The organism is Thauera sedimentorum (genome assembly GCF_014489115.1).
GTDB classification, from domain to species: Bacteria; Pseudomonadota; Gammaproteobacteria; order Burkholderiales; family Rhodocyclaceae; genus Pseudothauera; species Pseudothauera sedimentorum.
This window is the reverse complement of sequence record NZ_JACTAH010000001.1, coordinates 454,438-474,543: the sequence shown is the minus strand read 5'-3', so window position 1 is coordinate 474,543 and position 20,106 is coordinate 454,438. Positions and strand designations below refer to the sequence as shown.

The 20,106-nt window shown below is 65.3% G+C and carries 23 protein-coding genes and 1 tRNA gene; 15 read left to right on the top strand and 9 right to left on the bottom strand.

Features of this window, described 5'->3' with window-relative positions:
- Positions 1 to 46 precede the first annotated feature (46 nt).
- From IAI53_RS02150 to IAI53_RS02115, 8 genes are all read left to right on the top strand, one after another.
- Positions 47 to 205, top strand: a complete 159-nt coding sequence (locus IAI53_RS02150) for a hypothetical protein (protein WP_187716513.1) — start codon at positions 47 to 49, stop codon at positions 203 to 205.
- Positions 202 to 1,071 carry a hypothetical protein gene (locus tag IAI53_RS02145; RefSeq protein ID WP_187716512.1) on the top strand — a complete coding sequence of 290 codons (870 nt, stop codon included), beginning with the start codon at positions 202 to 204 and terminating at the stop codon, positions 1,069 to 1,071. Before IAI53_RS02150 ends, IAI53_RS02145 begins: the two co-directional genes overlap by 4 nt.
- 103 nt (positions 1,072 to 1,174) lie before the next feature.
- A complete protein-coding gene (locus tag IAI53_RS02140) occupies positions 1,175 to 1,978 on the top strand; it encodes a hypothetical protein (protein WP_187716511.1) in 804 nt (267 codons plus the stop codon).
- A 122-nt stretch (positions 1,979 to 2,100) separates the two neighbouring features.
- Positions 2,101 to 2,847, top strand: a complete 747-nt coding sequence (locus IAI53_RS02135; RefSeq protein WP_187716510.1) for a hypothetical protein — start codon at positions 2,101 to 2,103, stop codon at positions 2,845 to 2,847.
- Positions 2,848 to 2,896: 49 nt separating this feature from the next.
- A complete protein-coding gene (locus IAI53_RS02130; RefSeq protein WP_187716509.1) occupies positions 2,897 to 3,055 on the top strand; it encodes a hypothetical protein in 159 nt (52 codons plus the stop codon).
- A gap of 11 nt (positions 3,056 to 3,066) precedes the next feature.
- On the top strand, positions 3,067 to 3,909 hold the full coding sequence (locus tag IAI53_RS02125; RefSeq protein ID WP_187716508.1) for a hypothetical protein: 843 nt from the start codon (positions 3,067 to 3,069) through the stop codon (positions 3,907 to 3,909).
- A 185-nt stretch (positions 3,910 to 4,094) separates the two neighbouring features.
- A complete protein-coding gene (locus IAI53_RS02120; RefSeq protein ID WP_187716507.1) occupies positions 4,095 to 4,343 on the top strand; it encodes a type II toxin-antitoxin system Phd/YefM family antitoxin in 249 nt (82 codons plus the stop codon).
- Positions 4,333 to 4,614 carry a type II toxin-antitoxin system RelE family toxin gene (locus tag IAI53_RS02115; RefSeq protein WP_187716505.1) on the top strand — a complete coding sequence of 94 codons (282 nt, stop codon included), beginning with the start codon at positions 4,333 to 4,335 and terminating at the stop codon, positions 4,612 to 4,614. Before IAI53_RS02120 ends, IAI53_RS02115 begins: the two co-directional genes overlap by 11 nt.
- Before the next feature lie 112 nt (positions 4,615 to 4,726).
- Here the strand turns inward: IAI53_RS02115 and IAI53_RS02110 are convergent.
- Together IAI53_RS02110 and rlmD are read right to left on the bottom strand one after the other, a co-directional pair.
- A tRNA-Ser gene (locus IAI53_RS02110) sits at positions 4,727 to 4,816 on the bottom strand.
- Between the two features lie 152 nt (positions 4,817 to 4,968).
- Positions 4,969 to 6,276: a 23S rRNA (uracil(1939)-C(5))-methyltransferase RlmD gene (rlmD, locus tag IAI53_RS02105; protein ID WP_187716504.1), complete on the bottom strand. Its 1,308-nt coding sequence runs from the start codon at positions 6,274 to 6,276 to the stop codon at positions 4,969 to 4,971.
- A gap of 156 nt (positions 6,277 to 6,432) precedes the next feature.
- Between rlmD and IAI53_RS02100 the strand changes: the two genes are divergently transcribed.
- The 3 genes from IAI53_RS02100 (at position 6,433) to IAI53_RS02090 (ending at position 8,598) form a co-directional block, all read left to right on the top strand.
- Positions 6,433 to 7,554 (top strand): cupin domain-containing protein, encoded by a 1,122-nt coding sequence (locus IAI53_RS02100; RefSeq protein WP_187716503.1) that lies wholly within the window; start codon positions 6,433 to 6,435, stop codon positions 7,552 to 7,554.
- 4 nt (positions 7,555 to 7,558) lie between these two features.
- A complete protein-coding gene (locus IAI53_RS02095; protein ID WP_187716502.1) occupies positions 7,559 to 8,053 on the top strand; it encodes a DUF7931 domain-containing protein in 495 nt (164 codons plus the stop codon).
- A 170-nt stretch (positions 8,054 to 8,223) separates the two neighbouring features.
- Entirely contained in the window at positions 8,224 to 8,598 is a 375-nt protein-coding gene (locus tag IAI53_RS02090) for a hypothetical protein (RefSeq protein WP_187716501.1), read from the top strand.
- A gap of 141 nt (positions 8,599 to 8,739) precedes the next feature.
- On the opposite strand, the gene bamC is transcribed toward IAI53_RS02090, so the two are convergent.
- The 3 genes from bamC to IAI53_RS02075 all read right to left on the bottom strand — a co-directional run bounded on the left by bamC (position 8,740) and on the right by IAI53_RS02075 (position 11,851).
- Positions 8,740 to 9,867 carry an NlpB/DapX family lipoprotein gene (bamC, locus tag IAI53_RS02085; RefSeq protein ID WP_187716500.1) on the bottom strand — a complete coding sequence of 376 codons (1,128 nt, stop codon included), beginning with the start codon at positions 9,865 to 9,867 and terminating at the stop codon, positions 8,740 to 8,742.
- Positions 9,868 to 9,894: 27 nt separating this feature from the next.
- The gene (dapA, locus tag IAI53_RS02080) at positions 9,895 to 10,773 is read right to left on the bottom strand and encodes a 4-hydroxy-tetrahydrodipicolinate synthase (protein WP_187716499.1); all 879 of its coding nucleotides are present in this window, start codon (positions 10,771 to 10,773) and stop codon (positions 9,895 to 9,897) included.
- Positions 10,774 to 10,924: 151 nt separating this feature from the next.
- Positions 10,925 to 11,851: a histone deacetylase family protein gene (locus IAI53_RS02075; RefSeq protein ID WP_187716498.1), complete on the bottom strand. Its 927-nt coding sequence runs from the start codon at positions 11,849 to 11,851 to the stop codon at positions 10,925 to 10,927.
- Positions 11,852 to 11,986: 135 nt separating this feature from the next.
- Between IAI53_RS02075 and IAI53_RS02070 the strand changes: the two genes are divergently transcribed.
- The 4 genes from IAI53_RS02070 to mltB are packed head-to-tail and all read left to right on the top strand — an operon-like array spanning position 11,987 to position 16,809.
- Entirely contained in the window at positions 11,987 to 12,904 is a 918-nt protein-coding gene (locus IAI53_RS02070) for an AAA family ATPase (protein WP_187716497.1), read from the top strand.
- Complete coding sequence (locus IAI53_RS02065) at positions 12,904 to 13,890, top strand: DUF58 domain-containing protein (protein WP_187716496.1); 987 nt, start codon at positions 12,904 to 12,906, stop codon at positions 13,888 to 13,890. Before IAI53_RS02070 ends, IAI53_RS02065 begins: the two co-directional genes overlap by 1 nt.
- Entirely contained in the window at positions 13,880 to 15,817 is a 1,938-nt protein-coding gene (locus IAI53_RS02060) for a transglutaminase TgpA family protein (RefSeq protein ID WP_187716495.1), read from the top strand. The genes IAI53_RS02065 and IAI53_RS02060 overlap by 11 nt, the downstream gene beginning before the upstream one ends.
- Entirely contained in the window at positions 15,814 to 16,809 is a 996-nt protein-coding gene (mltB, locus tag IAI53_RS02055) for a lytic murein transglycosylase B (protein ID WP_187716494.1), read from the top strand. Before IAI53_RS02060 ends, mltB begins: the two co-directional genes overlap by 4 nt.
- Before the next feature lie 16 nt (positions 16,810 to 16,825).
- On the opposite strand, the gene rpoS is transcribed toward mltB, so the two are convergent.
- Genes rpoS through surE form a run of 4 tightly spaced genes read right to left on the bottom strand, consistent with a single transcriptional unit; the run spans position 16,826 to position 20,082 of the window.
- Entirely contained in the window at positions 16,826 to 17,761 is a 936-nt protein-coding gene (gene rpoS / locus IAI53_RS02050; RefSeq protein ID WP_187716493.1) for an RNA polymerase sigma factor RpoS, read from the bottom strand.
- A 10-nt stretch (positions 17,762 to 17,771) separates the two neighbouring features.
- Positions 17,772 to 18,674 (bottom strand): M23 family metallopeptidase, encoded by a 903-nt coding sequence (locus tag IAI53_RS02045; protein ID WP_187716492.1) that lies wholly within the window; start codon positions 18,672 to 18,674, stop codon positions 17,772 to 17,774.
- An 11-nt stretch (positions 18,675 to 18,685) separates the two neighbouring features.
- The gene (locus IAI53_RS02040; RefSeq protein WP_187716491.1) at positions 18,686 to 19,342 is read right to left on the bottom strand and encodes a protein-L-isoaspartate(D-aspartate) O-methyltransferase; all 657 of its coding nucleotides are present in this window, start codon (positions 19,340 to 19,342) and stop codon (positions 18,686 to 18,688) included.
- Positions 19,339 to 20,082, bottom strand: a complete 744-nt coding sequence (gene surE / locus IAI53_RS02035; RefSeq protein ID WP_187716490.1) for a 5'/3'-nucleotidase SurE — start codon at positions 20,080 to 20,082, stop codon at positions 19,339 to 19,341. The genes IAI53_RS02040 and surE overlap by 4 nt, the downstream gene beginning before the upstream one ends.
- Between the last annotated feature and the right edge of the window lie 24 nt (positions 20,083 to 20,106).

Below are 20,106 nucleotides of genomic sequence, written 5' to 3'. Positions count from 1 at the left end.
CCCACTTGTGCGCCATCGAACATGTCCGTACTACCTCGCCTTTCACTTGGTCGTCGAGCATACGAAGCTCGAAATCACGCGGCTCTACGATGCGGTCGAAGGGGTCATGGTCGGCGTCGTGTCCTTGCACGAGGTCTACAAGATGGATGCCAACGAGTTGCGCAACGCACGCATCGGCTACCCGGGGATGGACTCGAAGCAATGACGACCCGGCAGATGGAAACGTACTTTAACCCGGCCAGAGCGCGACGGGCCGTAACTCCGTGCCTGCTGGCACTGCTCACCGCGGCCTGTGGCTCGGCCTACGAACCGCGCAAGGACGAGATCGAGTGCGCCCTGCCCGATGGCAGCAGCTTCATCCTGCGCTCGACCTATCTCGGGCTAAAACCGGTCCACAGGCATCCGACCAATATCTGGATCGGTGGAGCAAGAAGCGTCAGCCGCTCCGGATTCGCGACCTATTACCAACCTGTGAAGGGGGGCAATGAGCTGCCGGCTGCGGGTGGGCATTCATGGGGTTTGATTCTAAGTAAGCAGAACGACCTTGACTACATAAGTCGGCTTTGCGCCCTGCACGGGATGGTAAACGGCGTACCGTATAAGCTTGCCTACCGATACATGCCCCGTACAGCGGACACATTCCAAGACATCAATCTGCAGGACGAACTGTTTCGCGCAGTAATCCTCGGCCAAGCGGTAGATCAATCTCAGTTCAAGAATATTGAGGACTCGGGTTTGCGCTTTGACCGGAAGACCATTCCCTGGTCGATCGATACCATTATCTGGCGGCCCGATCTACTCGCTGCAGAAACACCTTTGGTCGCCAAGACCGCGCCCGATCCCGCCCCTATTGTCGGCGCCTACCGCATCGAATCGCACGACGGCGGCCAGACCTGGGGCAACCCCCACCTCACCTTCGAGCCCGAAGTCTTCGAACTGGGCAAACCCGCCGCCGAGCAGTGCTTCGTCGCCCGCCTGGTGCGCATCGACATCGAAGGTACGGTGCGCAACTTCGAGGCGAGCTTTCCGGACTGCCCGGTGGCCTTTGCGTTGCCCGAGCGCAGGCAGTGAGCCCAATCCTGTGCGCCATCAAACGCAGTAACTCGCCGTCAACCTAGCCGTCGACCGCACCAACCCAAGACGACGCGCGCAATTTGAAACGCTAAGGAGCCTCTTGAGTCGTCTTCTCGCCCCACTCACGGTCGCGCTTCTGCTCAGCGCCACCTTATCCGCCTGCTCCATCCGCACGCATGATGAAATCGAATGCGGCCTGCCGGACGGCAGCAGCTTCATATTGCGGAACAGTTACGATTGGTATCCGCTGGCGAAATTCGTTCCGCATGCTTCAGAGCGACTCAACAGCACCGGCTTCTCGACCTATTACCGTCCAAGAAACAGCGGCCGAGAGATTCATGCAGCTGGAGCCCATTCCGCTAGCTTGATATTGCCGAAATACAACGATCTCGACTACATAGCGCGGCTTTGCGCCCTGCACGGCATGATCAACGGGGTGCCTTATGTGCTCGCAAACCGCTACATCCCCCCTGGAGCGGATGGGGCCAGAAAGCTAAACGCACGGGACGAACTGTTTCGCGCAGTGATCTTCGGGCGCGAAGTAGATCAACCACAGTTCGAGGATATCAAGGACTTAGAGTTGCGTTTCGACAGAAACACCGTTTCCTGGGCGGTGGATACCATTATCTGGCGGCCCGATTTACTCGCTATAGAAACACCTCTGGTCGCCAAGAACGCCCCTGACCCCGCCCCTGTCGTCGGCGCCTACCGCATCGAATCGCGCGACGGCGGACAGAGCTGGAAGAACCCTCATCTCACCTTGAAACCCGAAGTCTATAAATTGGGCAAACCCGCCGCCGAGCAGTGCTTCGTCGCCCGCTTGATACGCATCGACGGGCGCAGATTCAAGCCCGACTTCCCCGACTGCCCGGTGGCCTTTGCGTTGCCCGAACGCAGGCAGTAAGAGCCCACTTGTGCGCCGTAAAAACACTCTCCGTCAACCTAGCCTTCGACCGCACCAACCCAATACGACGCGTGTCAAGCGACACGCTAAGGAGTCTCTTGATTCGTCCTCTCGCCCCACTCATGGCCGCGGTCCTGCTCAGCGCAACCTTATCCTCCTGCTCCATCCGCACACATGATGAGATCGAATGCGGCCTGCCCGAAGGCAGCAGCTTCATTCTGCGCAGCAGTTACGACTGGTACCCGCTGGCGAGATTCGTTCCGCATACGGCGGAACGACTCAATGAGAGCGGTATTCTGAGCTATTACAAAGTAAAGAGCAGTCGAATTGAGATCGGCCCAACCAGTGCCGTCTATGGCATTCGAGACTATGACAACCCTCAACTTGCGAGACAACGATGCGCCATGTACGGGCTAATCAACAAGGCACCCTACAAGGCACTAACCAGCTACAAAGCCCCCGGAAGCAGTACATTCACACGACTGAATCAGGATCGCGACCTCTTCTTTTCCGCATCTTTAGGAGGAAATCCTCCAAATCATATACGCGACGCGCTCAAGCGTCTTAAAGCCAGCTATGGAGGATCAGCCATCATATGGCGGCCTGAGAAAGTGATCATAGAAATTGCTTTGGAGACAGAAGATTCTTCACCTCCTCTCACCGTTGCGGTTTATCGCATTGAGTCTCTGGATGGCGGCCAAACTTGGACCAACCCCCACGTTACCACCGAAACCGAAGCCTTCGAGTTGGGTAGAACGTTCGACGAACAATGCTTCATCGCCCGCTTGATACGCATAGATGACCGCCGGTTCAAGCCCGATTTCCCAGACTGCCCGGTGGCTTTCGCATTACCCGAGCGCAAGCAGTGAGTGCCCACTTGTGCGCCATCGAACATGTCCGTACTACCTCGCCTTTCACTTGGCCGTCGAGCATACGAAGCTCGAGATAACGCGGCTCTATGATGCGGCCAAAGGGGTCATGGTCGGCGTCAAGCCCTTGCGCGAGGTTTACAAGATGGATGCCAGCGCGTTGAGCAATGCACGAATCGGCTACCTGGGGATGGATTCGAAGCAATGACGATCCGGCCAATGAAGACGTACTACACCTGCACCGTGAAGAACTGGGTGCCGCGAACCCTGGCGCCGTACCTACTGGCGCTGCTCACCGCGGCCTGCGGCTCGGCCTACGAACCGCGCAAGGACGAGATCGAGTGCGCCCTGCCCGATGGCAGCAGCTTCATCCTGCGCTCGACCTACCTCGGACTCAAGCCAGTCCACAGGCATCCGACCAATATCTGGATCGGCGGAAGCCGCGAGGTCAATCGCTCTCTCTTCGAAACCTACTACCGCCCCCCCAACGGTGACCAAGAGTTTCACGCGGCCGGAGGAAAGGACTGGGGGCTGTTCGTTCGGGAACGAAACAATCCCGATTTCATGGCGTGGCAATGTGCCTCGAACGGCTTGATCAATGGGGTGCCGTATTCGTTGAGCGATCGCTTTATGCCTTCTGGCGCGGACGAGTTCCAAACCATCAACGTGAATGACGAGTCGTATCGTGCCGTAATCTACGACAGCAGGATAGGGGAAACGCGGTTTGCCGACGTTGAGGCGCGCAGCTGGCGTTTTGACCGCTATGCGATCGTCTGGCGACCCGGCCTTCTCGTCATGGAAAACGCCCTGGTCGCCAAGGATGCCCCTGACCCCGCTCCTGTCGTCGGCGCCTACCGCATCGAATCGCGCGACGGTGGGCAGACTTGGGGCAATCCTCATCTCACCATCGAGCCCGAAGTCTTCGAGCTAAGCAAACCCGCCGCCGAGCACTGTTTCGTCGCCCGCTTGGTACGCATCGACATCAAAGGTACGGTGCGCAACTTCGAGGCGAGCTTTCCGGACTGCCCGGTGGCTTTCGCATTACCCGAGCGCAAGCAGTGAGAGGCCACTTGTGCGCCATCGAACATATCAGTGCCATCTCGCCTTCCACTGGGTCAATACAGCCTTTCGTGAGCTGCCGTACACGAAACAGGGCCATAACAACGAAAGGAGCAGAGTTTCAGCACCTTGAATGGCACGTTTCCAAGTGCTATTCTGAAACCCATAAACAGATCTTGGAGTCAAACATGACACATCAGATCTTGGCAGGTACGGCAGCCAGCGTGTCTGAGCTGAAGCGGAACCCAATGGCTACGGTTGCAGCAGGAGAAGGCTTTCCTGTGGCAATTTTGAATCGCAATGAGCCGGCCTTTTACTGCATTCCGGCAAAAGCCTATGAGGCGTTGCTGGACCGCATTGAAGACCTGGAGTTGAACGCGATTGCTGACGCACGAGCTGGTCAACCTGTCACGAAGGTCACGCTGGATGAGCTTTGAGCTAGGGTTTCTAGATGAAGCCTTGGCCGAATGGCGGAAACTCGACGGGAGCATCAGAGAACACTTCAAGAAGAAGCTGGAGGAGCGACTGTCGAATCCTCGTGTCCCCTCCGCCAAGCTGAGCGGGCATCCGGACCGGTACAAGATAAAGCTTCGCAGTGTCGGGTATCGGCTGGTCTATGAGGTTCGAGACCAGCAGTTGCTTGTCGTGGTAGTAGCGGTAGGCAAGCGCGAACGTCATGCGGTCTATAAGACCGCAGACCAGCGCTAGCGTTTAACTCAACCCCGATGCTCGCATCGGGGTTTGTTGCCTTGGTTACGTCTGGCTTGGCAGGGCGATGTGCTCGGCTACGAGCGCGATTGAATCGCCCCTTCAGGCCAGCTGGCGGAAGCGGTGAGATTCGAACTCACGAGGGGCGCAAACCCCTGCCGGTTTTCAAGACCGGTGCATTCAACCACTCTGCCACGCTTCCTTGCCTTCACGATGCTCGACGGCTGCAAGCGGCCCGACGGCCCCGCCGGTTTCAGCTGCACCCCGCAAGGCGGCGATTCGCTAGCGCCAAGCTTCCCTACCTTCCGGCCTTGCACCGGAAGCGCGCGATTATACCCCTGACACGCGTCCGATCTAGCTGCCCGAGTAGTCGAATACCGCCACCGATTCCACATGCGAGGTCTGCGGGAACATGTTGGCGATGCCCGCGCCGCTCAGTACGTAGCCTTTCTCGTGCACCAGCACCGCGGCATCGCGGGCCAGAGTGGCCGGGTTGCACGACACATAGACGATGCGCTTTGGACGCTGCTGCGGCCCGAGCGCCTTGACCACGGCAATCGCGCCTTCGCGCGGCGGATCGATCAGCAGCTTGTCGAGCGGCCCCAGGGCCGCAAGGCTGTCCTCGGTGGCCTCGAACAGGTTGGCGGCGTAAAAGCGGGTGTTGCCGGCGAGACCGTTGCGCCGTGCGTTTTCGCCAGCGCGCTGCACCAGCGCCTCGCTGCCCTCCACGCCCACCACCTCGGCGCCACTGCGTGCGATCGGCAGGCTGAAATTGCCCAGACCGCAAAACAGATCGGCAATGCGCTCGCCCGCGCGCGGCTCGAGCAACTGCAGCGCGCGGCGGATCAGCAAGCGGTTGATGTGCACGTTGACCTGGGTGAAATCGGTCGGGCGGAAATCCATGCGCAGGTCGAATTCCGGCAGGGTGTAGCACAGGCTGGGGACATCGCGCGGGTACAGCGGATGCGCGGTGTCCGGACCGCCCGGCTGCAGCCAGACCTGTACGCCATGTGTATCCGCGAATGCCGCCAGACGCGCTTCGTCGGCGGCGTTGAGCGGCAGCAGGTTGCGGAACACCAGCACGGTGGCGGCATCGCCGCGGGCGATCTCGATCTGCGGCAGGCGGTCGGGGATGGAAAGCCCGGCGATCAGTTCGTGCAGGGCCGGGAGCATCGCCGAGACATGTGCCGGCAGCACCGGACAGGTGTGCATGTCGGCCACGTAGCTGGAGCGGCGCTGGTGGAAGCCGACCAGCACGCCGCCTTTGCTCGGCACAAGGCGTACGGTCAGCCGTGCCCGGTCGCGGTAACCCCAGGCCGGGCCGTGGATGGCCGTGTGCACGATCCCGGCCCGCACCCGCCCGACGTGCCACAGGGCGTCCTCCAGCACGCGCTGCTTGATCGCGGCCTGCGCGCTGGAATCGAGATGCTGCATCGAACAGCCGCCGCAAACGCCGTAATGCGGACAGCGTGGCGCCACACGCAGGGCGCTGGCCCTGACGACCCGCAGGGTGTGGGCCTGCTCGTAATTCGGCCGGCTGCGATGGACTTCGTACTCCACCGTTTCCCCGGGCAGCGCCCCCTCGATGAACACCGCCTTGCCACCGACGCGCGCGACACCGCGGCCTTCGTGGTCGAGCGATTCGATGACGGTGACGGGCATGATCGTTCCGGTAGGAAAAGAGCGCGATTTTACCGGTAGCGGGGCGTTTTTTTGTGGCCGGGCCGCCCCAAGGCGGAAAGCGACCCCTCGGGAGCAGCGCCGCCACGCGGAGGCAAGCGTGGGGCTTTTCCCGCATGCCCGACTATAATCCGCCGCATGATCACGACCTTGCTCGGGGGCCTCTCGCCCCGCCAGTTTCTCGAGGAATACTGGCAGAAAAAACCTCTCCTCGTCCGCCAGGCGGTGGCCGGATTCACGGGCGTCCTGGAACGCGACGAACTGTTCGACCTCGCCTGCGACCCGGACGTCGAGTCGCGCTGGGTGCGCCACGACGGCGATACCTGGGAGGTGGAGCACGGCCCGCAACGCCGCAGCAGGCTGCGCGGCAAGCGCACGCCGTGGACCGTGCTGGTGCAGGGCCTGAACCTGTGGGTGCCGGAAGGCGACCGCCTGCTGCACAGCTTCGACTTCATTCCGCAGGCCCGCCTGGACGACCTGATGGTGAGCTACGCGGTCGATGGCGGCGGCGTCGGCCCGCACTTCGACAACTACGACGTCTTCCTGCTGCAGGGCATGGGCAAGCGGCGCTGGCAGATTGGCGACCAGAAGGACCACAGCCTGGTCGAGGGCGCGCCGCTGCGCATCCTGCGCGACTTCCGCCCCATCCACGACTGGGTGCTGGAACCGGGCGACCTGCTCTACCTGCCGCCGCACTGGGCGCACAACGGCATCGCGGTGGGCGAGTGCATGACCTACTCCATCGGTTTCCGCACACCGACCGCTCAGGAACTCGGGGTCGAGTTCCTCGGCTGGCTGCAGGAGCGCGTCTGCCTGGATGCGGTATACGCCGACCCCGGCCTGGCGCTGCAGGACAACTCCGCGCTCATCTCCGAGGCCATGGTCGACCAGGTCGCCAGCATGTTGCAGGCCATACGCTGGAACCGCGACATGGTGGCCGATTTCCTCGGCGAGTATCTCACCGAGCCGAAACCGCACGTGTTCTTTGACCCACCCGACGAGCCGCTGTCGCAGGCCCGCTTCGGCCGCGAGGTCGAGCGTGGCGGCTTCGCGCTGGACGCCCGCTCCATCCTGCTGTTCCGCGACGGGCGCTTCTTCCTCAACGGCGAAGCGGTAGACACGCCGGCTGCGGAACACGAGGCCCTGGCCGGCCTCGCGCACCGCCGCCGGATCGACGCCGGACACGACTGCAGCCCGGCGCTGCTGGCAGTGCTGTACGACTGGTATCTCGCCGGCTTCGGCCACCCCCGGGAGGATTGACCCGATGAACAGCCCGACCGTGCAGGAATTCGACACCTATGCGGCCTACCGGGCTGCGCTGCTCGAAGCGATCCGACGTGCCGAGCGCGAGATCGTGCTGTTCGATCCGGACCTGGGCGAAACCGGGCTCGAATCCCTGGACGGAGCCGAGGTACTCAAACACTTCCTGGTGCGCGCGAGCGGGCGCGAATGCCTGCGTGCCTTGCTTGTCGATACCGGACGGCTCGATCGGGCCAGCCCCCGCCTGCTGCATCTGCTGGGCACCTACGGACACAAGTTCGCCGTACGCACCGCCCCCGGCGACGATCCGCTGCAGGCCCTGCATCAGCCCTTCGCAGTCATCGACCGCCGCCATCTGGTCACCCGGTTTCACGAAGATCGCCCGCGCGGAAAGGCCTGCCTCGACGATCCCGCCGCCTGTGCGCCGTATTTTGCACAATTTGAAACAATATGGATAAACGCCCAGCCGGCGCAAAGTGGCGCGGTTATTGGGCTTTGATCAGATTGATAGCGCTCCTGCGGCGCAACAATTGAAGGGTTTCGCAATGGATTCCGACGGGAAGGGCGTGTTAGCATTTTTTGCATCGCTTGGCCGCGAATGAGCGTCTCTGACGCCGTCCAGCAAACGATGCAAGCTGTGTGTACACCCATCGACAAGGAACCATAACAATGAAGCAAACCTCTCTGCTGCTCGCCGCCCTGCTCGCACTCGCCGTTTCCGCCTGCGGCAAGAAGGAAGAACCCGCTCCGGCTCCGGCTCCGGTCGAGCAGGCTGCTCCGGCCGCCGCCCCCGCTGCACCGGCCGAACCCGCCGCCGAGCCCGCCAAGGAAGGCGAGGCCGCCGCCGGCAGCGCCACCGAAGCCGTGAAGGAAGGCGCCGAAGCCGTCCAGGAAAAGGCCGGCGAGATGGTCGAAGGCGCCAAGGAAGCTGCCAAGGACGCCGTCGAGGCGACCACCGAGGCCGCCAAGGAGGCCGTCGAGGCAACCACCGAAGCCGCCAAGGAAGCTGGCGAAGCAGCCAAGGAAGCAATGCCCAAGCAGTAATCGCAATACTGCATCAACGACAAAGCCGGCCCGTGAGCCGGCTTTGTCGTTCTGGCGGCATCCTTCTTGCGCAAGACCTGCAGAAGAACGCCGCAGCACGGGGCGGGGCCGGCAACCTGCGGCCGGCGCCCCCTCAGCCAATCAGCGCAGCTGCTCCTGCAGCAGGCTCAACATGCGGCGTGCGGTCGCGGAGCCATCCTCGCCCCCCTCGCGGCTGAGTACCGACACTACCGTCTGCTCGCCTTCGCCGCGCAGCCGCAGGCGGTACTCGCTGCCCCCCTCGGCCACCTTCTCGTCACTGCGCCAGAAGGCCAGGCTCGAGAAGAAGCCCTTCTCGCTCTTCGACTCGTTGTCCGCTTCCGGATCGACGTAGCGCACGTAGTACAGCCCCTGGGAGCGGTCGCGGTCTTCAACCGTGAAGCCGATACGGTCGAGCGCCAGACCGACCCGGCGCCAGGCACGGTCGAAGGACTCCTCCATCGCCAGCGCAACGCGTCCATCAGCGGTAGTCTGGATCTGCGCCCGCTCGGGCTCGGCAGCAGTAGCCAGTTGGGCTGCGGCACGGGCTTCGTCAGCCCCCAGGCGCACCATCAGGCGGCGCAGCATCTCCGCTTCCAGTTCTGGGTCAGCGGGACGCGGCTGCCAGATGGTGTGATCCTTGGCCTCGGTCGGGTAGATCTCGATCATGCCGCGGTGGCTGATGTAGATCTCCACCGACTGCCCGTCCTTGCCCGTCTCAAGGCGGGTACGGAATTTGTCGCGCTCGGGCGTGGAATACAGGCCATCCAGCACTTTGCCAATCGTCGAACGGATGAAATCCTGCGGAATTTTCGCGCGATCTTCCGCCCAGTCGGTTTCCATCACGCCGATCTCGGGGCGGTCGATGTTGAGGATGAAGCCGAGCTCCAGCCAGAAGTCCTTGAGCTGCGGCCACAGCTTGTCGACGTCGCCCGGCACCACCAGCCAACGCTGCGTGCCGGCCCTTTCGATGCGCATCTGCTCGACGACGGGAAGAACCTCGATGCCCGATCGCGGCTGCGTCGCACGGTCGGCGCTATAGGCCGAGTAGGTCGCCACGCCGCGCGGTGAGACATCCGGCACCGCATAGCGGTCATCGCGCGCCGGGGCGGTCAGGTCGGGCGGGATCTCGAGTGGGCGTACGGTCTGCGCACTCTTGTAGTCGATCTTCTTGGATTCCAGGCTGCCGCAGCCAGTCAATACCAGCGACAGCGCAAGGAGGGATACGGCAGTACGCGATGAACGGTTCATTGGGTTCCTGCAGTCTATAGGAATGTGTCAGACGTTGATGCCGGCCTGGCGCATGGCCTGGCGCACGCGTTCGTGCAGTGCCGCAGACAGCGGCGTAAGCGGCAGGCGAATGCCCGGACCGATCAGCCCCATCTGTTCCACCGCCCACTTGACCGGAATCGGGTTGGCTTCACAGAACAGGTCGCGGTGCAGCCCCACCAGGCGGGCATTGATCTCGCGCACCCGGCGGGCGTCGCCTTCCAGTGCCGCGGCGCACATCTCGTGCATGGCACGCGGCGCCACGTTGGCGGTAACCGAGATGGTGCCGTGGCCGCCCAGCATGATGAAGCAGGCTGCGGTCATGTCGTCACCGCTGTAGAGCGCGAAGCCCTTCGGCGCGCGGGCGATCAGGTCACAGGCGCGGTCGATGCTGCCGGTGGCGTCCTTGATGCCGACGATGTTGGGGATCTCGGCCAGGCGCAAGGTGGTGTCGTTGGCCAGATCGGCGACCGTGCGGCCGGGCACGTTGTAGAGGATCAGCGGCAGCTCGACCGCCTCCGCGATGGTGCGGAAGTGGCGATACAGGCCTTCCTGGGAGGGCTTGTTGTAGTAGGGCACCACAGACAGGTGTGCCGCAGCACCTGCGTCGGCCGCAAAACGCGCCAGCTCGACAGCCTCGTCGGTGGCGTTGGCGCCGGTGCCGGCGATCACCGGGATGCGGCCGGCGGCGTGCTCGACGGCGATCTTGATCAGCTCGCAGTGCTCTTCGAAGTTGACCGTGGGCGACTCGCCGGTGGTGCCGACAATGACGATACCGTCCGTACCTTCCGCGACGTGAAAGTCGATCAGGCTGCGCAGGCGGGCGATATCCAGGCTGCCATCTTCATGCATCGGGGTGACGATGGCGACTAAGGATCCGGTAATCATGACGTGGCCGAAACAGTTAAAAAACCCATTCTAACCGATCGCGTTCGCGCGACCAGCCCGGCTTGAGGGGAACCGCGTGCATCGCTGCAAGCCCGGCGGCCAACGCCCTCGCAAGGAGCAGGTCCGGCGGGGCGGTTCCACTTGTTGCAGCTCAGAGATCGGCCAGGGCCTTGATGTGCGACACGACGGAGCGGGCGAGCGAGGAAAGCGAATAGCCGCCTTCCAGCAGGGAGACGATGCGCTTGTGGCCGCACTCGGTTGCAAGCCCCTTGATCTGCTCGGTCACCCAGATGTAGTCGGCCTCGACCAGGCCGAGCGAGCCCATGTCGTCCTCGTAGTGCGCGTCGAAACCTGCGGAGATGAAGATCGCCTGCGGGTTGTGCTTGCGCAGCGCCGGCAGCCACATGTCGCTGACGATCTGCCGGAAGGCGTCGCCCCGGGTGCCTGCGGGCACCGGCACGTTGCACATGTGGGCAGGCGGGTTGTCCGCGCCGCTGTAGGGATAGAACGGGTGCTGGAAGATGCTGGCCATCATCACCCGCGGGTCCTCGCGGAAGATGTCCTCGGTGCCGTTGCCGTGGTGCACGTCGAAGTCGATGATCGCCACCCGCTCCAGTCCATGCGCCTCGAGCGCGTGCAAGGCCGCGATCGCCACGTTGTTGAGGAAGCAGAACCCCATCGCCTTGGCGCGCTCGGCATGGTGGCCGGGCGGGCGGATGGCGCAGAAGGCGTTCTCGACCTCGCCCTTCATCACCAGGTCGGTGGCCAGCACGCCGGCACCGGCCGAGCGCAGCGCCGCCTTCAGCGTGTTGGGGCTCATCGCCGTGTCCGGGTCGAGGTGGCGGATGCCGTGCTCGGGCACATTGGCCGAGAGCTCCTCGAAGTAGCTCGCCGGATGGGCGCGGGTGATCTGTTCGGGTTCGGCGTAAGGCGCGTCGTAGAACGACAGATAGAGGTCCAGCCCCGCGGCGATCAGGCGGTCGTTGATCGCCGACAGACGGTCGGGACACTCCGGGTGAAAGGTCCCCATGTCATGGAGCCAGCATTCGCGATGCGTGATGAACGCGGTTGTCGTCATACCCCCTCTCTCCTCAGCGCCGAACTTTGCCGCGCCTGCCGGCCTCATACCTTGCGGATTCAGCGGGCGGCCCAGCCTCATGATGTTTGTCGTCTATTATCACCGCTTCCTTATTGATTTCACAGTATCCCGGCGATGCCCCATCACCACATCACCCGCCTGCTCGAAGCGGCCGGCCAGATCATCCTCGGCAAGGAGCACGAGCTGCGTCTCGCGCTGACCTGTGCGATTGCCCGCGGGCACCTGCTGATCGAGGACGTACCCGGCGTGGGCAAGACCACGCTGGCCCACGTCATGGCGCGGCTGATCGGCCTGCAGTTCCAGCGCATCCAGTTCACCAGCGACCTGCTGCCGGCAGACATCATCGGCGTGTCGGTGTTCGACCGCGACACCAGCGCCTTCCGCTTTCACCCCGGACCGATCTTCTCCCAGCTGATCCTCGCCGACGAGGTCAACCGCGCCACCCCCAAGACGCAGAGCGCGCTGCTCGAAGCCATGGAGGAGCACCAGGTCACCGCCGACGGCCAGACACTCGCGCTGCCGGCACCCTTCTTCGTCATCGCCACGCAGAACCCGGTTGACCAGATCGGCACCTTCCCGCTGCCGGAGAGCCAGCTGGACCGCTTCCTGATGCGCATCCGCCTGGGCTATCCCGACCGCGCCGCCGAGCGCGCCCTGCTGATGGGCGAGGACCGCCGCAGCCTGCTCGAACGCCGCGAGGCGGTGATCCGCCCGCAGGACCTGCTCGACCTGCAGCGGGCGGCGCGCGAACTCATCGTCGCCGACCGCCTGATCGACTATCTACACACACTGGTCGCAGCGACCCGCCAGAACGCCGAACTGGCCGCCGGCCTGAGTCCGCGCGCGGGCCTCGCGCTGCTGTCCGCCGCACGCGGATGGGCACTGGTGGATGGCCGGGACCATGTCCTGCCCGAGGATGTGCAGGCGATGTTCCCCCACGTCGCCGGCCATCGCCTGCATCTGGCCGCCGACGGCCGGCCGGCACCGCCCGAGATGCTGCGGGCGATGATCGAGGCCGTCCCGCTGATCTGATGCCCGGCCTGCTTGCATCCCCCGGCGGACCGCTGCGCACTGCCCTGGAGCGCTGGCTGTTCCGCATCGGGCGGGCGGAGGCGCTGCCCATCCGCCTGCCGCAACGCCGCATCTTCGTGCTGCCCACGCCGGCCGGGCTGGCTTTTGCGGCCACCCTGCTGGTGATGCTGATCGCCTCGATCAACTACGAGCTCAGCCTCGGCTTCGCGCTCACCTTCCTGCTCGGCGGCATCGCGGTCACCAGCATCGTGCACGCCTTCCGCAACCTGCTGAACCTGCAGATTCACGCCGGACGCTGCGAACCGGTGTTCTGCGGCGAACCGGCACGTTTCCTCCTGCAGCTTGGCAACGACCGCGACACGCCACGGCCTGCGCTCCAGCTTGCGGCAGGCACGAGCCGGGCCCGAATCGACCTGCCTGCGGGGGAGGTCGCCGAGGCGGCACTCGAACTGCCCACCAGCCGCCGCGGCTGGTTGCGTCCCGGCCGCATCACCGTGGAAACCCGCTATCCGCTGGGCCTGATCCGCGCCTGGAGCGTGCTGGTGCCGGACCTGCGCTGCCTGGTGTACCCGGCACCGGAAGCCGACCCGCCACCACTGCCATCGGGCAGCAACATCGGGCCGGGCACGCGCCGGCACCAGCACGGCGACGAGGACTTCGCCGGCCTGCGCGAGCACCAGCGTGCCGACTCGCCGCGCCACGTCGCGTGGAAGGCTTTCGCACGCGGCGGCCCCCTACTCACCAAGCAGTTCGCCGGCAGCGCGGGCAGCGACATCGTGCTCGACTGGGCCGAACTGCCGGCAGGCATGGACGACGAAGCGCGGCTCGCACGCCTCAGCGCCTGGCTGATCGCGGCGCACGCCAGCGGACAGCCGTTTGCACTGCGTCTTGGCGATGCGCAACTGCCGCGCGGCACAGGGGCGCGGCATCTGCATGAAGGATTGATGCTGCTGGCCCTGCACCGGAGTCCGGACGATGAACGCTGAGGCTTCCGCACACCGCTGGCTGCTGGCCACCGCCTTCCTCACCCTGGCACCCCACGCCGCCCATCTTCCGGTCTGGCTGTCCGCGCTGTGCTTCGCGCTGCTGATCTTGCGTGGCGCGCAACTGTGGCGCATCCGCCAGTCCGGCCCACCGCGCCTGATCCTGTTGGTGCTTGCCGCGGGCGTCGCCGCCGGCATCCGCTTTCATTTCGGGCACTTCTTCGGCAAGGACCCGGGCGTCGCGCTGCTGGCGGCCCTGCTCTGCCTCAAGCTGCTGGAAGGCGACAGTACGCGGGACGTGCGGGTCGCCGTGCTGCTGAGCTTCTTCCTGCAACTGGGGCTGTTCTTCTACAACCAGACCCTGCCGGTGGCAGCCCTCGCGCTCACCGGCGCCTGGCTCGCCACCGTCACCCTGCTCGCCCTGCACCAGCCGCGGGCGGCTCCGGGCGTTCAGCTGCGCGCGGGCGGACTGCTGTTCGCCCAGGCGCTACCCTTCATGTTGGTGCTGTTCATCCTGTTCCCCCGCGTACAGGGTCCGCTGTGGGGACTCCCCGCCGACGCGCACAGCGGCATCAGCGGTCTGTCCGATTCGATGGCGCCGGGCTCGATCAGCGAACTCAGCCTGTCGGATGCCATCGCCTTTCGCGCCGACTTCGACGGCGAGCCGCCCGCACCCACCCAGCGCTATTGGCGCGGCCCGGTCCTGACCGAGTTCGACGGCCGCACATGGCGCGCGGGTCGAAGCACGCCACGCAACGAGCCGGTGTATCAGCCCGACGGACCGAACTACGCCTACGAACTCACGCTGGAGCCGCACAACCAGCGCTGGGTGCTGGCGCTCGACTATCCCGATGCGGGACTCGCCGGCTTCGCCTACACCGGCGACTTCCAGCTTCTTGCCCCACGCCCGGTGCGCAGCCGCGCCCGTTTCGCGCTCCGCGCCCGGCCCGACACCGTGGTCGGCCTCGGCGAGAGCGAAGCCGTGCTGGCCGCCGCGCTGCGCCTGCCGCCGCAGGGCAACCCGCGCGCACGCGAGCTGGCCGAAGGTTTCGCCGGCGCTGGCGGCGGCGCGCGCGACGTCCTGCAGCGGGCGGTCGCGCACCTGCGGGCGGGCGACTACGTCTACACCCTGAATCCGGCGCTACTCGGCGAAGACACGGTAGACGGCTTCCTGTTCGACACTCGCGAGGGTTTCTGCGAACACTTTGCCTCCGCCTTCGTCTTCCTCATGCGCGCCGCGGGCGTCCCTGCGCGGGTAGTCACCGGCTACCAGGGCGGCGCGATCAATCCGGTCGATAACGTGATGGTGGTGCGCCAGTCCGACGCCCACGCCTGGGCCGAAGTGTGGCTGGCAGGCGAAGGCTGGCGGCGTGTCGACCCGACCGCCCTGGCGGCACCGCGCCGCATCGAGGCCGGCCTGGGCGAGTCGCTCCGCCTCGGCGATCCGCGTCCGCTGCTGATGCGCGCCGAGTTCTCGTGGTTGCGCGGCCTCCGCAACCAGTGGGAAGCGCTGTCCAACCACTGGAACCAGTGGGTTCTTGGCTACAATCCCGACAGGCAGCGCGACCTGCTGGAACGCCTGGGCCTTGCACGGACCGACTGGCGGACGCTGACCGTGATGATGAGCGCCGCCGCCGGCCTGCTGATGACCGCTTTGCTCGGCTGGGCGGTCCTGCAGCGCCGCCGCGTCGATCCGCTCGATCGCGCCTGGCTCGCGTTCTGCCGCAAGGCAGCACGCCACGGGCTGGCCCGCGCCCCGTGGGAAGGCCCGCTCGCTTTCGCCGCCCGGCTCCGCGAGGCGTTTCCCGCCCGCGCAGCCGACATCGAGAGGATCGCCACCGACTATGCCCGCCTGCGCTATCGTGCGCCGGGCGCGGCGGCGGACATCCGCGCCCTGAAGCAACGTATCCGGAGACTGCAACTGTCATGACCGCAAGCACCCGCCGACTGTTGATCGCCCTGGCGGCCGCCACCCTGCCGATCACCGCCAGCGCCTCCTACGTGCATCGCGAGGAGGTGCGCGAGTTCATCCGCGAGATGAGCAGCGCCCACGGCTTCGACGACGCCCAGCTCTACGCCCTGCTCGACCGTGCCGAGCATCATCCGCGGGTGATCGAACTGATCCGCCCGCCGGCGACCCCGGGCGTGCGCTCCTGGCAGCGCTACCGTGCCCGTTTCCTGGACCGCACACGCATCGACGGCGGCGTCGCCTTCTGGCAGGAGCACGCCGGGACAATCCGTCGCGCCAGCGAGCAGTACGGTGTGCCGGAGGAGGTGATCGTCGCCATCATCGGCGTTGAGACGCTCTACGGCCGCCACACCGGCAACTTCGAGACGCTCTCCGCACTCGCCACCCTGGCCTTCGACTACCCGCCGCGCGCGCCCCTCTTTCGCCGCGAGCTCGAACAACTGCTGCTGCTCGCGCGCGAACAGCGCCGCGACCCCATGAGCTACTTCGGCTCCTATGCCGGCGCGGTCGGCTACCCGCAGTTCCTGCCGAGCAGCGTGCGCAACTATGCAGTGGATTTCGATGGCGACGGACGGATCGACTTCGACGCCGATCCGGTCGATGCCATCGGCAGCGTTGCCAACTATCTGCACGCGCACGGCTGGCAGGCGGGTCGCCCGGTGGCCGAGCGCGCGCGGATCGCCCCGACCGCCGCGGTCCAGCCCCTGGTCGATGCCGGCATCGACCCCATCCTGTCGCCGGAAACGCTGACCGCCGCCGGCATCGCCCGCAGCGAGGGCGGCGCCCCCGCGGAGACCGCCACCCTGGTCGATCTGGCCAGCCCCGGCGCGGAAACCGAATACTGGCTGGGCTATCGCAATTTCTATGTGATCACCCGCTACAACCGCAGCAGCTTCTATGCGATGGCGGTGTTCCAGCTGGCCGAAGCCCTGCGCCAGGCAAACGGCAGGTAGGCGCCGCCTTCAGCGCTCAGAGCAGGACGTCCTTGGAGATACCGCGCCGCTTGAGGATGCGACGCAGCTGACCCAGCGCCTCGAGCTGGATCTGCCGCACCCGCTCGCGGGTCAGGCCGAGCTGCGCGGCAAGCTCTTCGAGCGTCATCAGTTCGCACTCGTCCAGCCCGTAACGGTGCCGGATCACCAGCCGCTGCTTGTCGTTGAGCATGGCGATCCACTCGCGGATCAGGGTTTCGATCTCGCCGGTATGGATCTGCGTTTCGGGGGTTTCGGCGTGCTCGTCGGCCAGTGACTCGCCGATGGACAGAGAAGGATCGATGTCCAGCGGTGCGTCAAGCGATGCGGTGTGCTCCGACACCGCCAGGATGGCCCGGACATCCTCCACCGGGCGGCCCAGGCGCTGGGCGATCTCCTCCAGGCTGTACTCGCCGTTGCCCGAGGCCTCCAGATGGCGCTGGGCGCGCAACACCTGGTTGAGCTCCTTGACCACATGAACCGGCAGCCGGATGGTGCGCGACTGGTTCATGATCGCGCGCTCGATGTTCTGCCGGATCCACCAGGTCGCGTACGTGGAGAAGCGGAAGCCGCGCTCGGGATCGAACTTCTCCAGCGCGTGCATCAACCCGAGGTTGCCTTCCTCGACCAGGTCGAGCAGCGGAATTCCCCGGTTCAGGTAGTGCTTGGCGATATTGACGACCAGGCGCAGGTTGCGCTCGATCATCACCTGGCGGGCATCGAAGTCGCCCGCACGCACCCGCCGCGCCAGTGCGACCTCTTCCTGTGCCGTGAGCAGCGGATTGGCGCCGATCTCGTTCAGGTAGATCTGCGTGACATCGCTGAGAAACTCGCTCTCCGGTGCCGGAGGAGGAGGTTCGGCAAAAACCTCCACCTCGAGCGGCAGATCCGGTTCCTGGCAGTCAACGTCTTCAGGCGTTGCCGGATCGTGCATGGCCTCCTCGTCAGCGCGGGGGCAGGTACTTCAATGGGTCCAGTGGCCTGCCCTGTCTACGGATCTCGAAATGCAGCATGGGGCGATCCGCATCGGTACTCCCCAGCTCGGCAATCTTCTGACCTTGAGTCACCGTCTCGCCCTCCTTCACCAGTAAGGCCTGATTGTGGGCATATACGGTCTGGTAGTCCGACTCGTGCCTGATGATGACCAGTTTTCCGAAACCGCGCAAGCCGCTGCCGGCATACATGACCGTTCCGGGCGCGGAAGCCAGTACCGGCGTGCCGGGTGCGCTGCCGATGTCTATGCCCTTGTTGAGCAATTTGCCGTTCTCGCCCTTGGGCTGCTCGAAGCCCAGCAGGATCTCCCCACCGCCAATCGGCCACACCCAGGCGCTGGCCGCGGCCGGGGATGCGCCCTGCTCGCCGGTCTGGGCCGGTGCTGCAACCTCCGCGGGCACCGCCGGACGCCCCTGCAGTGCTGCCCACGCCTGATCGCTGTAGGGCTGCCGCCCACCCTTGGGCTCCTCGATCAAGACGGGCCCTTCCGTTGCCGGCGAAGCGGTGAGCGGACGCAGCTCGGTGGTATCCGGTATCGCCATCGTCTGCGCCACCGCTCCCTCCGGCGGCGCAACGCGCAACTGCTGACCGACCGAGATCTGGTTCGGGTTGCTCAGGCCGTTCCAGGAAACCAGGTCGGCGACGCTCTGCCCATACTGGCGCGAGATGCCCATCAGGGTGTCGCCCGGCTGCACCACATGGAACATCCTATCCTGGGACGGGGTGGCCGCCGTTTCGGCGACCGGAGGCGGCACGGTCGCGTCGCGCACCGGCGCCGCAGTCTTGGACGCACAACCACCCAGCAACATTGCAGCCATCGCCACCAGGGCGAGGCGCGAAATACCTCCCGACATCGTCTTCCTTCTCATTCCGTACCCGTCAGCAAGGGCACGAAGCGCACTGCTTCGAGCCGGCTTTCCCTGAATGTTCCACCCTGGCGCTCGACAAGCACCAGACGTTGATCGCCTGTTCCCACCGGGATCATCAGACGGCCGCCGGGCGCAAGTTGTTCCTTGAGCGCCTGGGGCACGGACGGCGCGGCCGCGGCGACGATGATGGTGTCGAACGGCGCCGCCTCGGGCAACCCGAGGTTACCATCCGCATGTTTCAAGCGCACGTTCGGACGGCGCAGCGTACGCAGGTTCTCGCGCGCGCGATCCAGCAGCGGGCGGATGCGCTCGACCGCGTAGACCTCCGCGGCGACGAAGGACAGCACGGCAGCCTGATAACCGCAACCGGCACCGACCTCCAGCGTACGCCCGAGTTCACGGCCCGCGCGCAGCAGCTCGATCATCCGTGCGACCACGAAGGGCTGCGAAATCGTCTGCTGAAAGCCGATCGGCAGGGCCGTATCGTCGTACGCGCTGTACGCCAGCCCCTCCTGCACGAACTGGTGGCGCGGCACCTGCATCATCGCCGCCAGCACCTTTTCGTCGCGCACGCCCTGGGTCCGCAGGCGCTCCACCATGCGCGCCCGCGCACGCATCGCGGCCCGTCCGGCGTCGGCAAGCGGCATGTTCATTGCGCCAGCCAGTCCGCTACCGGGGCGATCTGCCCGGTATGCGTCAGATCGATCTGTAGCGGGGTCACCGACACGCAACCGTTGGCCACCGCATGGAAGTCGGTCCCCTCGCCGGCGTCCGCCGCCTCGCCGGCAGCACCGATCCAGTAGACGGTCTCCTGCCGCGGCGTCAGGCTGCGGATGACCGGCTCCGCCTTGTGGCGCTTGCCCAGACGGGTCACGCGAACGCCGCCAAGCGCCTCGTAGGGACGGTCCGGCACATTCACGTTGAGCAGTGCGGCTTGCCGGAAAGGAGCCCGCTTGAATCGTTCGGCCAGATCCTTGGCGACGCGCGCCGCGGCGGTGAAATCGCTCGCACCCTTGCTCACCAGCGACACCGCGATCGACGGCACGCCCAGCAGGAAGCCCTCGGTGGCCGCGGCGACCGTGCCGGAGTAGATGGTGTCGTCGCCCATGTTGGCGCCGTGATTGACCCCCGAAACCACCATGTCGGGCAGATGATCGAGCATGCCGGTCACGGCCAGATGCACGCAGTCGGTCGGCGTACCATTGACGAAATAGAATCCGTTGGCCGCGCGGCGCAGCGACAGCGGCCGGTCGAGCGTCAGCGAGTTGCTCGCACCGCTGCGGTCGCGCTCGGGGGCGACCACGGTCACCTCACCCACCGTGGCGAGCGCCTCGGCAAGCGCCGCAATGCCCGGCGCGAAGTAACCATCGTCGTTGCTGACGAGAATGCGCATGATCTTTCCGTACTCCATGTACCG